Below are 13701 nucleotides of genomic sequence, written 5' to 3'. Positions count from 1 at the left end.
AAAGGCATAACCACGCGGTTTTGTGGGCGAAAGACGAAAATGCGGCAGACTTTCCGGCCGATTTTTGATGATTTTGTCAAGAAAGCAATACTGTTTCCCGCTATCCAAGCCGATGCCATTGAACCCTTGCGCTGAAAATTATGTCTTCACACGCTAAGATGGCGGGCATCGCGAGCGGTGTTGCGCACTGGATTCTGGGAGAAGCATGGCATACGTATATAAAACGATGGAGTCGCCGGTCGGGCAGTTGACCCTGGTCGGGCGGGGCGAGAAGCTGGCCGCCATCCTGTGGGAAAACGACAAGCCGACCCGGGTGAAGCTCGGCGAACTGACGCCTGAATCCGGCACCGGCACCGCCGTCTTGCTGGAGACGGAGCGCCAACTGAACGAATACTTTGCCGGCAAGCGCCAGCGCTTCGAGGTGGAACTGGATTTCACCGGCACCGATTTCCAGAAGCGCGTGTGGGCCGCCTTGCTGACCATCCCCTTCGGCGAGACCCGCTCCTACGGCGACATCGCCCGCCAGCTCGGCGACATCAAGGCGGTGCGCGCGGTAGGCGCCGCCAACGGCAAGAATCCGATCTCCATCATCGCGCCATGCCATCGCGTGATCGGCGCCTCGGGCGAGCTGACCGGTTTCGCCGGCGGCCTCAAGGCCAAGGAATTGCTGCTCACGCTGGAAGGCGCGCACGCCTTGCACAACAAGCCCGGCACAGGTGTACCGCAAAAGCGTCGCAGCAAGCAGCCGGATCCGAATCAGGGCATGTTGTTCAGCGAGGGCTTGTAACGCTATTCAAAGTAAAAGAAAAAGCCCCGGTCGCCGGGGCATTTTTCAAGAGGGCATCAATCGAGGAGACAACATGGAACAGGTACCGTATCGCCCGACGCGACTGCAAAACGGGTATGTCCGGCAACTGGCCGCCGGCTTTCTGGTTGCGGGCGTCTTTGCGAGCCTTGCAGGCTGCAGCACCACCGATGAAATACGTCTGCAATCGATGGGATCATTCTTTGTCGGCGGACGCGAAGCCGAGGTCAGCGGCAAGCCGGTCAAGGAAATGCTGCTCACGCCCGGCGGCGCGCCGGTCAAGGTCAATCCCAACGGCACGTATCAGGTCGAGCAGGCTTATGTGCAGTATTTCATTCCCGCGCAGCAGCGCGGACAGCTGCCTTTGCTGCTCTGGCACGGCGGCGCGCTGACCGGGGCGGAATACGAGACCACGCCCGATGGTCGCGAAGGCTGGCTGAACTGGTTCGTCCGGCACGGCTGGGCCGTCTACAACGCCGATGCCGTCGAGCGCGGCCGCGCCGGCTGGGCGATGTATCCTGATATTTTCACCAGCGATCCGGTGTTCGTCACCAAGGGCGATCCGTTCGAGCGTTTCCGCATCGGCGCCGGACCGGGATCTTATAACAAGGATCCGGCCAAGGCCAGGCTGCTGCCCGGCAGCCAGTTCCCGCTGGAGGGTTACGACAACTTCACCAAACAAATCGTGCCGCGCTGGACCACGACCGACGCGGCGATCCTGAAAGCCTACATCGCGCTGGTGGACAAGGTTTGCCCGTGCGTGGTGCTGGCGCATTCGCAGGCTGGTCAGTTCGGCTATCGCGCGGCCCAGGCGCGCCCCGACAAGATCAAGGCGCTGGTGCTGGTCGAGCCTTCGGCGCAAGGCGATCCGCAACTGGCAGGCGCGCTCAGGGATATGCCGCTGGTGTCCATCTACGGCGACTTCATTGCGCAGGACGCACGCTGGCCGACCATCAAGGCCAACAACATGAAGTTCTACGAAACGCTGCGCGCGGCCGGCGGCCATCCGGAAGTCATCAACCTGCCCGAGATCGGCATTCACGGCAATGGCCACATGATGATGATGGAGAAGAACAACCAGCAGATTGCAGACGTGATCAACAACTGGCTGAAAGAGAAGGGCTTGTACCGCTGAGGCGGCAAGCTGAGAAACCCGCGACAATAAAAAAGGCCTCGATTGCTCGAGGCCTTTTTTTGTACAACGTGAAGCTGGTGTGGAAAGCGGTGCCTTCCGGTGCGCCTGCATTCCGCAGAATGCGGGCGCAGCCGAATTACATCATGCCGTCCATACCGCCCATGCCGCCCATACCACCCATGCCGCCTGGCATGCCGCCAGCCGACTTGTCTTCCGGCAGCTCGGCAACCAGTGCGTCGGTTGTCAGGATCAGGCCGGCAACCGATGCTGCGTTTTGCAGAGCGGAGCGGGTGACCTTGGCTGGATCCAGCACGCCCAGTTCAACCAGGTCGCCGTAGGTGCCGTTGGCAGCGTTGTAACCGTAGTTACCGGTGCCTGCCAGCACAGCGTTGATCACGACCGAAGGTTCGTCGCCTGCGTTGAATACGATCTGACGCAGTGGCTCTTCGACAGCGCGCAGAACGATCTTGATGCCGGCTTCCTGATCGGCGTTGTCACCCTTCAGGTTCTTGACGTTGGCGCGAGCGCGCAGCAGGGCAACGCCGCCGCCTGGCACAACGCCTTCTTCAACAGCTGCGCGAGTAGCGTGCAGAGCATCTTCAACGCGTGCTTTCTTTTCCTTCATTTCGACTTCGGTGGCTGCGCCAACCTTGATCAGAGCAACGCCGCCTGCCAGCTTGGCAACGCGTTCTTGCAGCTTTTCGCGATCGTAGTCGGAAGTCGCTTCTTCGATTTGCGCGCGGATTTGCTTGACGCGTGCTTCGATAGCGATGGCTTCGCCGTTACCGTCGATGATGGTGGTGTTTTCCTTGCCGATTTCGATACGCTTGGCTTGGCCCAGTTCAGCCAGAGTGGCTTTTTCCAGAGTCAGGCCGACTTCTTCAGCGATCACTTGGCCGCCGGTCAGGATAGCGATGTCTTCCAGCATTGCCTTGCGACGGTCGCCGAAGCCAGGAGCCTTGACAGCTGCAGTCTTCAGGATGCCGCGGATGTTGTTCACAACCAGCGTTGCCAGTGCTTCGCCTTCGACATCTTCAGCGATGATCAGCAGTGGGCGGCCGGCCTTGGCGACTTGTTCCAGGATAGGCAGCAGGTCACGGATGTTCGAAACCTTCTTGTCGAACAGCAGGACGAACGGGTTTTCCAGGGCAACAACTTGCTTCTCTTGGTTGTTGATGAAGTAAGGCGACAGGTAGCCGCGGTCGAATTGCATACCTTCGACGATGTCCAGTTCGTTTTCCAGCGACTTGCCGTCTTCCACGGTGATGACGCCTTCTTTGCCGACTTTGTCCATTGCCTTGGCAATGATGTCGCCGATATCGGAATCGGAGTTAGCGGAGATCGAACCGACTTGGGCGATTTCCTTGCTGGTTGTGGTTGGCTTTGCCAGCAGCTTGACTTCAGCGACGATGGCGGTGACAGCCTTGTCGATGCCGCGCTTCAGGTCGGTTGGGTTGAAGCCTGCTGCAACGTACTTGAAGCCTTCGCGAACGATCGCTTGTGCCAGCACGGTAGCGGTAGTGGTACCGTCGCCTGCGTTGTCGGAAGTCTTGGAAGCAACTTCTTTAACCAGTTGCGCGCCCATGTTTTCCAGCTTGTCTTTCAGTTCGATTTCTTTGGCAACCGAAACGCCGTCCTTGGTGACGGTCGGGGCGCCGAAGCTGCGCTCCAGAACCACGTTGCGGCCCTTAGGACCCAGAGTTACCTTGACTGCGTTCGCCAGGATGTTGACGCCATTGACGATTTTTGCACGTGCGTCATCGCCGAAAATTACTTGTTTTGCTGCCATGTTGGATTCTCCAAAATTCGTTTGTAGTGCGATTGAATCGGCTTGATCAGCTTCGATCCGACTGGTTCGCTGCCGGCGCAATGTGCTTTACATCGCGCCAATGCAGAGGACGTCGATTATTTTTCGACGACGGCGAACAGGTCTTCTTCGCGCATGACCAGCAGTTCCTGGCCGTCGATCTTCACGGCCTGGCCGGAGTACTTGCCGAACAGAACGCGGTCGCCGACCTTGACTGCCAGCGGACGGACCTTGCCGTCATCCAGGATCTTGCCGTTGCCGACTGCCAGGATTTCGCCTTGATCTGGCTTTTCAGTTGCTGCGTCAGGCAGCACGATACCGGATGCGGTCTTGGTTTCTTGGTCGAGACGCTTGACGATAACGCGATCGTGCAAAGGACGAAGGCTCATGAAAACTCCTTAAAATTCAATAAGTTATAAATAAATTGCGGCATTGGCTGCAAAGTGTACTTAAGCCCTGCAGCAAGAAATCCGTGCCACATCGGAAAAGTGGGTAGGTCAGAGGGAGTTGTTAGCACTCTCCCCTAACGAGTGCTAAGTATAGGGGCGGAGTGGGGGTTTTTCAAGAGCGGGTTGATTTAATCGTTGGCCGGCTGTGTTGTCGGAATGCGCTTAAGCCTGAGCTTGCCGGGTGCGGGTGCCGGCTTTTGGCTCCCATTGCTTAAAGCGCCAGCGCATTCATTACTGCGTCGGGCATGGAGGGGCGGCCGTTGACGAGGCATGTGGCGATAAAGGTCGCCTCTGCATATGTCACCCCATCCACTTTAATTTGCTGAAAGAAATTGACGCGATTGCGTTTTTCGTTCTTCTCAAGCTGACAGGTAACCTCCAATCGGTCATCTTTTTTCAGGCTTTTACGAAAGCGTATGGAGTATTCAAGCACCATGTAGATTTTCCCCTGGCTGAACTCCTCTTCAATATCAATGTTCAAGGCTTCTTTCATAAACGCGTGCCTTGTCCACTCCATGTAAAAGGGATAGTAAAGGCCGTCGACAACGCCCTGAAAATCAATATGGCTTTGTTCTACTTCATAGCTTTTTGAAAACATTTACGTGTCCTGATCTGCTGGTTATTCCAGTAATACTGTCTCTGGAGGTTGGGTGCTGCCGCTGGCAAGACTGCTGCTCGCGAACAGTTGAGTCGTTGTCTTAACCTGTGGTCTGCTCTGAGAGATTCTCCCGGCGAAAACGTTCCACCAGAAAATCGATAAACGCCCGCGCCCGGGCCGTCTGGTTGAGGCGGCCGGCGTAGTAGACGAACAAATCCGCCGACGGCAGATTGAATTCCGGCAACACCACCTTCAGGCGCCCGCTTTCCAGGTATTTGGCCAGATCCCATTCCGAGCGGATCAGGATGCCGTGACCGTCCAGCGCCCAGCCCAGCACGATGTCGCCGTCATTGCTGGACAGCGTTCCCTGTACTTTCATGACTTCATTGTGCTGCTCGTGCATGAAGCGCCAAATGCCGTAGGCGTCGTCGTTTTGGCGGTGCAGGATGCAGCGGTGATGGGCGAGGTCCGCCAGCGTGGCCGGGGTGCCGTATTGCGCCAGATACAAGGGCGAGGCGCACAGGAAACGGCGGTTGCTCATCAGGCAGCGCGCGTTGAGGCGCTGGTCGGGCAGGGCGCCGAAGCGGATCGCCATGTCGAAACCGCCGTCAACCAGGTCGACCGGCCGGTCGGTGAGTTCCACCTGCACCTCGACATGCGGGTGCAGTCTGGCGAACTCCGACACCAGCGGAGCAATGGTGGTGCGGCCGAAGCCCAGCGTGGCGTTGACGCGCAAGGGACCGCGCAATTCGCTGCTGCTGCTGGAGACGGCGTCTTCCATTTCGCGCAATTGGGCAAGAATGCGCGTCGCGTGCGAGAGATAGGTTTCGCCTTCGCTGGTCAGGCTGATGCGTCGTGTGGTGCGGTTGACGAGCCGCACGCCGAGCCGGCTTTCCATCTGCGACAGGCGTTTGGTGGCCGCGGGCGGGGTGATGTCGAGTGCGCGCGCAGCGGCGGACAGATTGCCGTGACGGGCAATCAGGACAAAAAACTCCAGTTCTGCAGCGAGGTCGTTTTTCACCGAAAGTTAATAATCATCTGATTTTGGGTGAAGTATAGGCCGCTCTTCCGCGAATAAGCTAGCGCTTCCATACAACATGCATCGCCCGAACGGTGCTTAGGAGAACTTCATGAGAATCGTCGAAATCCGCGAACAAACCATGCCGATCAGCTCGCCGATCCGCAACGCCTATATCGATTTCAGCAAGATGACGCTGAGCCTGGTGGCCGTCATCACCGACGTCGTCCGCGACGGCAAGCCGGTGGTCGGCTACGGCTTCAACTCCAATGGTCGCTACGGCCAGGGCAAGCTGATGCGCGAGCGCTTCATCCCGCGCCTGATGGAAGCCGATCCGGCAACGCTGGTCAACGACGCCGGCGACAACCTCGACCCGCACAAGATCTGGGCCACGATGTTCACCAATGAAAAGCCGGGCGGCCACGGCGAGCGCTCGGTCGCCATCGGCACCATCGACATGGCGGTGTGGGACGCCGTCGCCAAGATCGAAGGCAAGCCGCTGTTCCAGTTGCTGGCCGACCGTTACGGCAACGGCGTGCCGGACCGCAAGGTGTTCGTCTATGCGGCGGGCGGTTACTACTACCCGAATCAGGATCACGGCAAGCTCAAGGACGAGATGCGCAGCTACATCGATCGCGGTTATACCGTGGTCAAGAAGAAGATCGGCGGCGCGTCGCTCGATGAAGATCTGCGCCGCATCGATTCCATCCTGAGCGTGCTGCAGGACGGCCAGAAACTCGCCGTGGACGCCAATGGTCGTTTCGATCTGGACACCGCGATCCAATACGCCAAAGCGCTCTCGCAATACGATCTGTTCTGGTACGAAGAGGCGGGCGATCCGCTCGATTACGAGTTGCAGGCGACGCTGCGCAACTACTACAAGAATCCGATGGCGACCGGCGAGAACCTGTTCTCCATGCAAGATGCGCGCAACCTGATCCGCCACGGCGGCATGCGCGCCGATCGCGACTGGTTGCAGTTCGACTGTGCATTGAGCTACGGTCTGGTGGAATACCTGCGCACGCTCGACATGCTCAAGCAACACGGCTGGTCGGCCAGCCGCTGCATCCCGCACGGCGGCCATCAGATGTCGCTCAACATCGCCGCCGGTCTCGGCCTTGGCGGCAATGAATCCTATCCGGATCTGTTCCAGCCTTACGGCGGTTTTCCGGATGGCGTCAAGGTGCAGAACGGCTACATCACCATGCCCGATTTGCCGGGCATCGGGTTTGAAGGCAAGGCCGACCTGTATCAGCAAATGCAGAAACTATCGGCGTAAAGTCTCGAACCGCGCTGCCGGACAATCACGGCAGCGCGGTGTTGTCGTCCTGCGTCGGACTTATGCCGCCGAAGCCCGCGCCGCGGTGCGGCGTGCGGCGCTGCGCTTCATCAGCAGTGCGCCGGCTACAAAGGCTGCTGCAACCAGTCCCAGATTGCGCACCGAACCGTCCGCGACCGTGATCGCGCCTGCGCTGGCGCCCAGCGAAAAGCCCAGATACATGAACGAAGCATTCAGCGACAAGGCGATTGGCGCGAGTTTGATGCCGGCGATGTGGATCAGGTTGGTTTGCTGCGCCGGATAAAACGCCCATCCCGCAATGCCCCAGACGATCACCGAGACGAACACCGGCAGCACGGCCAAGTCCACAGGCAACAGATACGCAATCGCCACCAATGTCAGGAAAGCCGCGATCAGGAATATCAGCGCCGGACCGGTCACGCGCTGGAAGCCGATGCGGTCAGCGACCTTGCCGCCGGCCATGACGCCGATGGCGGCCGAGATGCCCCAGGCGAACAAGACATAACCGACGTGGGTGCCGTGGATGCCGGTGACCTGATTCAGGTACAGCGCAACATAGGTGTACATGGTGTAAGCGCCGGTGGCCCACAGCAGCGTGGTCAGCAAGGCGCGCAGCACGGCAGGGTCACGCGCCGCCATTACGCGTTCGCGCAGGCTGGCGACCGGCAGGTTGGCGCCGATGCCGCGCGGCAGTCCGCGCAACAGGCCGATGGTCGCTAGCGCCGCGAGGATCGCCACGCCGGCAAACGTCATGCGCCAGCTGAGCTTGTCGGCAATCACGGTGCCCAGCGGGGCGGCCAATGCGACTGCCACGGTGATGCCGCCGCTGACCAGCGCCAGCGCGCTGCCGCGGCGTTCCGGTGCGACCAGTGCGCCGGCCAGCGCCATGGCGTTGGGTACGTAGAGGCCGGCGGCAAACGCCAGCAGGATGCGCGCCGTCATCAGCGACCAGTAGCCGGTGGCTTGCCAGGCCAGCAGGTTGGCCAGCGTGAATGCGGTCATCGCGCCGATCAGCAAACCGCGGCGGTTGATGGCGCCGGTCAGCGCCGTCAGGATCGGCGAGCTGAGGGCGTAGGCGGCAGTGAAGGCCACCACCAGTTGCCCGGCCACGGCGACGCTGACGCCCAGATCGCGGGCGACGGTCGGCAGAATGCCCGCAATCATGAAACCTTCGGCGCCGACGGCAAAGGTGCCGAGCGCCAGCCAGTACAGCGGGGCGTTGCTGCTACCCTGCGTGCTCGCGGGGGCAGGGGGTGAAATGGAAGATGTGCTCATGGCGTTCTCGCAAAGTAAATGTTGATAAGTTGCAATCGGATTTTAAAATGACCAGTCGTCTTAAATCGGATGAAAAAAATGCCGCCTCTTGTCGTTCTCATCCAGGCGGCTTTACTGCAAATTCTTTGTCTTACTTCAGCATCTTGTTGAAGGCCAAATCCATGAACTGATCGAAGGCGTTCTTGTTGCGTTCCACACGGGTGCGCAAGGCCGCGCCTTCCCAGGCATTGAGCAGAAAACCGGCCAGCGCCTCGGGGCTCAGCTGCGTCGGAATCGAACCGTCTTTCTGGCCGGCGGCGATGGCATAAGCCAGCTTGCCCGACCAGTTCGAGTAAATTTTCACCAGTTCTTCGCGGATCAGCGCGCTTTGCTCCGACATTTCGGCACTCATGTTGCCGATCATGCAGCCGTGCTGAAAGCCGCGATCGACCAGCCTGTCGTTGAGCGCCGTGAAATAACGGTGCAAACGCTCCAGCGCCGGCACGCTGTCGTCCACCAGGATTTCGCGCATCTTGCTGCGGCTGGCGTAATACGCAACGATCTCCGCACCGAGCGCTTCCTTGCTCTCGAAGTGGTTGTAAAACGACCCCTTGGGCACGCCCGCTTCGGTCGTGATGTCCTGCACGCTGCAGGCGTTGTAGCCGCGCTCTGACAATAATTTCAGAGCGGCGTCGAAGATCTGGTCACGGGTGTTTAGCTTAGCCATGGCCGAATAATATGACCAGTCGTCTTAAAAATCAAGCGGCGCTTGTTCCGGTGTTGGAAAAACGCGATGTTGCCGGCCGTTCATAGAGTCTGGCCGGGCGTAGTCAGACCGCGCGTTGTCTTGGTGGAAACGTTGGGCAAGTCGGTCCCGGCGTCAGGCCTGTTCGCTTTGTTCAAGCACGTACTGCGCAATCGCCAGCGAAGACGTCAGCCCCGGCGACTCGATCCCGAACAGATTGATCAGCCCGGCATAGCCGTGCCGGTCCGGTCCGCTGATGAGGAAATCCTCTTCCCTGGCGGTGCCGGTGAGCTTGGGGCGCACGCCGGCATAGCTGGCCTGCAGGGCGGCATCCGGCAAGCCCGGCCAGTAGTGGCGGATGGCTGCGTAAAAACGCTCCGAGCGGCGCAGGTCGACGGCGTAGTCCAGTTCGCGGTCGTCCTTGACGTCCAGCCATTCCACATCGGGGCCGAAGCGCGCCTGGCCGGCCAGATCCAGCGTCAGGTGGACGCCGAGCCCGCCGTCTTCAGGCAATGGATAAATCAGGCGTGAAAACGGCGTCTTGCCGCTCAATGAAAAATAATTGCCCTTGGCGAACCAGGCGGCCGGAATATGCTCCGGCGCCAGTCCCTCGAAACAGCGCGCCAGCCGCGGGGCTGCCAGGCCGGCGGCATTGATCACCAGGCCGGCCGACAACTGCATCTGATCGCCGTCGGTCGTGACCACATCCAGCGTGATGCCGTCGCCGCTGCGGCGCGCTGCGACCACCCGGCTTTGCAGCGCCAGCATGGCGCCGTGCGCCTCGGCGTCGGCCAGCAGTTGCTGCATCAGTCCGTGGCTGTCGACGATCCCGGTGGAAGGCGAAAGCAGGGCGCCGACGCATGCCAGCGCCGGTTCCAGTTCCTTTGCATGGGCGGCATCGATGGCGCGCAGGTCGTGCACGCCGTTCTGCGCCGCGTGCGCTGCGATGGCCTGCATGCGCCCGGCCTGCTCCGCGCTGGTGGCGACCAGCAGCTTGCCGCAGCGCTGATGGGCGACGTGGCGTTCTTCGCAATAGCGATACAACAGCGCGCGGCCTTCGACGCACAGCCTGGCCTTGAGCGAGCCGGGCCGGTAGTAGATCCCGGCGTGGATGACCTCGCTGTTGCGCGAGCTGATGCCGTTGCCGATGCCGTTGTCGGCTTCGACGATGACGACTTCGCGCCCGGCCAGTGCAAACGTGCGCGCGATAGCCAGGCCGACGACGCCGGCGCCGATGACGACGCAATCGATGCGATCGGTCATGATGTGAGAAATGGGATGAACAAGAAGGACTCCAATCAGGCAAGCCGCCATTTTAGCGTGCCTGCCGCGCTCCGGAGCGATGCTTTCATCGGCTGGACTAGGCGTCCGCCGGCAAGAATGTTATAAATGAAAAACATACCGGTTGCGCGGCCAGTCAGCCGCAGGCAGAGGCGCCATCACAACTCTTATCAAGAGCCCTGCCGCAACCCGATGACCTTCATTTATGTTCATTCATCGCACGAACAATAAAGACGGAGACCTATGGCCCAATATGCCGGATACAAGCGCTCTTCCACGGCAATCCTGGCGGCGGCCTTTGTGCTGCTGGCCTGCATTTCGCTGATCGGACTGGACGCCTGGCGCACCTGGCAGGCGCGTGCCGTGGAGGAGCGCGATGCCGGCGTTGCCGTGACCAATATGGCGCGGGCGCTGGCGCAGCACGCCGACGATACGTTCAAGGAAGCCGACACCGTGCTGATCGGCCTGCTCGAACGCATCCGTCATGACGGCACCGGGCCGGCAGCGCTGGAGCGCCTGCATCGCCTGTTGATGCTGCAAGTGAAAGAGTTGCCGCAACTGGGCGGCATTTTTGTCTATGACCAGACCGGGCGCTGGATCGTCAATTCGCAGCCGGTGATCGATACCAGCCTCAACAATGCCGATCGCGACTATTTCATCTACCACCGCGATCACGCCGGCCCGGGCGTGCACATCGGCGCACCGATCAAGAGCCGTTCCAGCGGCAAGTGGATCGCCACCGTCACGCGGCGCATCGATAATGCCGACGGCAGTTTTGGCGGCGTGGTGCTGGCCACAGTCGACATGGATTATTTCCAGCGTTTTTATGAAAGTTTCAATGTCGGCAAGTCGGGCGCGATTCTGCTTGCGCTCAACGACGCCACCATGATGTTCCGGCGGCCGTTGCGCGAAGACTCGATCGGCAAGAGCATGGCGTCGGCGTCGATCTACCGCGAACACGCCTCGCAGCGCGCCAGCGGCGTGGCGCTGATCAAATCGTCGCAGGACGGTGTGCTGCGCATCAACGGTTACACGCATCTGCAAACCTATCCGATGTTCGTGTCGGTGGCCTTGTCCAAGGATGAAGTGTTGGCGGAATGGCGTGCCGATGCCTACATGCACATGGCCGGGGTGCTGATTCTGGTGACCTGTTTTGTCGGCGTCGGGCAGCGCATGGTGCGGCAGATCGACAAGCGCGCGATTGCCGAAGGCGAGGCCAATGAAGCCAGGGCGCAGGTGGAGGAGCTCAACCACACGCTGGAGCGGCTGGCCATGCAGGACGGCCTGACCGGACTTGCCAATCGCCGCCATTTCGACGGCGCACTGGCGCGTGAACTGAGCCGCGCGATGAGAAAGGGCGAAAGCCTGTCGCTCATCATGATCGATGTCGATCACTTCAAGCTCTACAACGACATGTACGGTCATTTGTCCGGCGACGAGTGCCTGCGCAAGGTCGGCCAGTCCATCCTGAGCGGCGAGCGCCGTCCCGGCGATCTGGCGGCGCGTTACGGCGGCGAAGAGTTTGCCATGATCCTGCCCAACTGCGACGAGGCGGGCGCCTTGGTTGTGGCGGAATACATCCGGCAGGAAGTACGCCGGCAAGCGATTCCGCATGCTTCCAATCCCGACGGCATCGTCACGATCAGTCTCGGCATCGGCTCATTCAATCAGGCCAGGCGCGGTGCGACAACCGCGGGTTTGGTGGGGGCCGCAGACCAGGCGCTGTATCGCGCCAAGGCCGGCGGTCGTGATCGGGTTGAAGTCTGACTTGCGGGGTTCAGTTGCGACCGGCTGCTTTCCCGGTCGATTTGTCGGCCGATTTTTCGGCGACGACAGGCTCGGCGGCGGGTTCGATGGTTTCGCCTTCGATCACCTGCATTTCATCGCTGGCCGGCATCGCAGGGAACGACCTGCCGTCCATGGCGCGATTGAAGGGATAAATATTGTTCTTTCCTTGCACGTCCTTGACGATCTTCGCCATTTCAGTGATCTGATATTGCGCCAGATCGCTTTCCCACTTTCGCTCCCGATAGTAGAAAAAGACCAGGAAGACCAGTCCGATGCTGAGGTAGGACACCACGGCGACGAACATGTCTTGTTGCAATAGATCGGCTAGGAATTTCATGTGTAGGCTACTCGCTAAGTGGTGCGCCGGGGCCCGGGAGAGATATCAGCGTGGGCTTCGGCAGGGCTGAGCTGATGTTTAAATGATAAAAAAAAGAGCGAGCGTACGGTATCGGGGAATTCCTTATTGGTGGTGTGGAATGCACGTCATGCAGCCGGCGCACAAGCGGCATCCCACCCCGCAAACCGGCATCAGTGCAGCAAAGTCTTCTTCAGCGTCGCCGCAAGTTCTTCAATGGCGAACTTGGCGACATAGCCGTTGGCGCCGACGCTCTTGACGTGATCTTCGTTGGCGGAACCCGACAGCGACGAATGGATGACCACCGGGATGCTCTTGTAGCGCTGGTCGCTCTTGATGTTGCGCGTGAGTGTGAAACCATCCATCTCCGGCATTTCCAGGTCGGTCAGCATGAGCGCGATCTTGTCGCCGATCTGCTTGCCTTCGCGTTGCGCCTCGGCGGCCAGCGACTGCAATTTTTCCCAGGCTTCCTTGCCGCTCTTGGTCATCACATAGGGCACGCCCAGCGTCGACAGGCCGTTTTCAATCAGGGCGCGCGCCACCTTGGAGTCGTCGGCCGCCAGCACGATGGCGCCGGGCTTGATCAGATCCTTGAGTTCGTTGCTGTGGTCGCGGTCGAGCGAGTGCCTGACCGGCGAGGTCATGTCCAGGATCTGCTCCACGTCGAGCACCTGCACCAGCCGGCCGCCGTCGGTGGCGGAGTCCAGGCGCGCAATGCTGGTCACCATGTCGCCGCCGGCGCTGGACTCCGCCGACAGCACCTGGCTCCAGTCGAGGCGCACGATCTCTTCCACCGATTCCACGGCGAAGGCTTGCGTGTTGCGTGCATATTCGGTGATCAGCAAAATGTTCAGCCCGGTCTTGGGCGTGCAGCCGGTCACCGCCGGCAAGTCGATCACCGAAATCACCTGGCCGCGGATATTGACCATGCCCAGCATCGGCGACTTGGTGCCGGCCGCCGTGGTGATCGGCATCATCGGCACGATCTCGCGGATCTTGAACACGTTGATGCCGAACAGCTCGCCGGGACCGTCGCCGGTTGCGCTGCCCAGACGGAACAGCAGCAGTTCGAATTTGTTGCTGCTGGTCAGGTTGGTCCGTTCATCAATTTCTTTTTGAAATGCATCCATGGGGTGGCCTCATTGTTGGTTTGCTTGTTGCGCGCC

At 60.3% G+C, this 13701-nt stretch carries 13 protein-coding genes; 4 read left to right on the top strand and 9 right to left on the bottom strand.

What is annotated here, in order from left to right; translation table 11 throughout:
• Nucleotides 1–205 precede the first annotated feature (205 nt).
• Together AKL25_RS11760 and AKL25_RS11755 are read left to right on the top strand one after the other, a co-directional pair.
• Nucleotides 206–787 carry a methylated-DNA--[protein]-cysteine S-methyltransferase gene (locus AKL25_RS11760; RefSeq protein ID WP_050477858.1) on the top strand — a complete coding sequence of 194 codons (582 nt, stop codon included), beginning with the start codon at nt 206–208 and terminating at the stop codon, nt 785–787.
• Nucleotides 788–860: 73 nt separating this feature from the next.
• Complete coding sequence (locus AKL25_RS11755) at nt 861–1940, top strand: alpha/beta hydrolase (RefSeq protein WP_240475719.1); 1080 nt, start codon at nt 861–863, stop codon at nt 1938–1940.
• A 136-nt stretch (nt 1941–2076) separates the two neighbouring features.
• Here the strand turns inward: AKL25_RS11755 and groL are convergent, their stop codons facing one another.
• The 4 genes from groL to AKL25_RS11735 all read right to left on the bottom strand — a co-directional run bounded on the left by groL (nt 2077) and on the right by AKL25_RS11735 (nt 5815).
• The gene (gene groL / locus AKL25_RS11750; protein WP_007882170.1) at nt 2077–3729 is read right to left on the bottom strand and encodes a chaperonin GroEL; all 1653 of its coding nucleotides are present in this window, start codon (nt 3727–3729) and stop codon (nt 2077–2079) included.
• A 116-nt stretch (nt 3730–3845) separates the two neighbouring features.
• Nucleotides 3846–4136 (bottom strand): co-chaperone GroES, encoded by a 291-nt coding sequence (gene groES, locus AKL25_RS11745; protein ID WP_007882171.1) that lies wholly within the window; start codon nt 4134–4136, stop codon nt 3846–3848.
• A gap of 271 nt (nt 4137–4407) precedes the next feature.
• The gene (locus AKL25_RS11740; protein ID WP_050477857.1) at nt 4408–4794 is read right to left on the bottom strand and encodes an acyl-CoA thioesterase; all 387 of its coding nucleotides are present in this window, start codon (nt 4792–4794) and stop codon (nt 4408–4410) included.
• 100 nt (nt 4795–4894) lie between these two features.
• Nucleotides 4895–5815, bottom strand: a complete 921-nt coding sequence (locus tag AKL25_RS11735) for a LysR family transcriptional regulator (RefSeq protein WP_050477856.1) — start codon at nt 5813–5815, stop codon at nt 4895–4897.
• Between the two features lie 109 nt (nt 5816–5924).
• On the opposite strand from AKL25_RS11735, the gene AKL25_RS11730 reads away from it, so the two are divergent.
• Nucleotides 5925–7091 carry a mandelate racemase/muconate lactonizing enzyme family protein gene (locus tag AKL25_RS11730; protein ID WP_050477855.1) on the top strand — a complete coding sequence of 389 codons (1167 nt, stop codon included), beginning with the start codon at nt 5925–5927 and terminating at the stop codon, nt 7089–7091.
• 60 nt (nt 7092–7151) lie between these two features.
• Here AKL25_RS11730 and AKL25_RS11725 read toward each other — a convergent pair whose 3' ends face one another.
• The 3 genes from AKL25_RS11725 to AKL25_RS11715 form a co-directional block, all read right to left on the bottom strand.
• Complete coding sequence (locus AKL25_RS11725) at nt 7152–8387, bottom strand: MFS transporter (RefSeq protein WP_050477854.1); 1236 nt, start codon at nt 8385–8387, stop codon at nt 7152–7154.
• Between the two features lie 130 nt (nt 8388–8517).
• On the bottom strand, nt 8518–9093 hold the full coding sequence (locus AKL25_RS11720) for a TetR/AcrR family transcriptional regulator (RefSeq protein WP_050477853.1): 576 nt from the start codon (nt 9091–9093) through the stop codon (nt 8518–8520).
• A 153-nt stretch (nt 9094–9246) separates the two neighbouring features.
• A complete protein-coding gene (locus AKL25_RS11715) occupies nt 9247–10374 on the bottom strand; it encodes an NAD(P)/FAD-dependent oxidoreductase (protein ID WP_050477852.1) in 1128 nt (375 codons plus the stop codon).
• Nucleotides 10375–10635: 261 nt separating this feature from the next.
• Between AKL25_RS11715 and AKL25_RS11710 the strand changes: the two genes are divergently transcribed.
• The gene (locus AKL25_RS11710) at nt 10636–12159 is read left to right on the top strand and encodes a GGDEF domain-containing protein (protein WP_050477851.1); all 1524 of its coding nucleotides are present in this window, start codon (nt 10636–10638) and stop codon (nt 12157–12159) included.
• Between the two features lie 10 nt (nt 12160–12169).
• On the opposite strand, the gene AKL25_RS11705 is transcribed toward AKL25_RS11710, so the two are convergent.
• Together AKL25_RS11705 and AKL25_RS11700 are read right to left on the bottom strand one after the other, a co-directional pair.
• Nucleotides 12170–12517 (bottom strand): hypothetical protein, encoded by a 348-nt coding sequence (locus AKL25_RS11705; protein ID WP_157050603.1) that lies wholly within the window; start codon nt 12515–12517, stop codon nt 12170–12172.
• 191 nt (nt 12518–12708) lie between these two features.
• A complete protein-coding gene (locus AKL25_RS11700) occupies nt 12709–13665 on the bottom strand; it encodes a chemotaxis protein (RefSeq protein WP_050477849.1) in 957 nt (318 codons plus the stop codon).
• Between the last annotated feature and the right edge of the window lie 36 nt (nt 13666–13701).

This window comes from Herbaspirillum rhizosphaerae (assembly GCF_001189965.1).
Taxonomy (GTDB): domain Bacteria; phylum Pseudomonadota; class Gammaproteobacteria; order Burkholderiales; family Burkholderiaceae_D; genus Herbaspirillum; species Herbaspirillum rhizosphaerae.
Note: the sequence above shows the minus strand (reverse complement) of the source record. Positions and strands in the feature narration are given on the sequence as shown.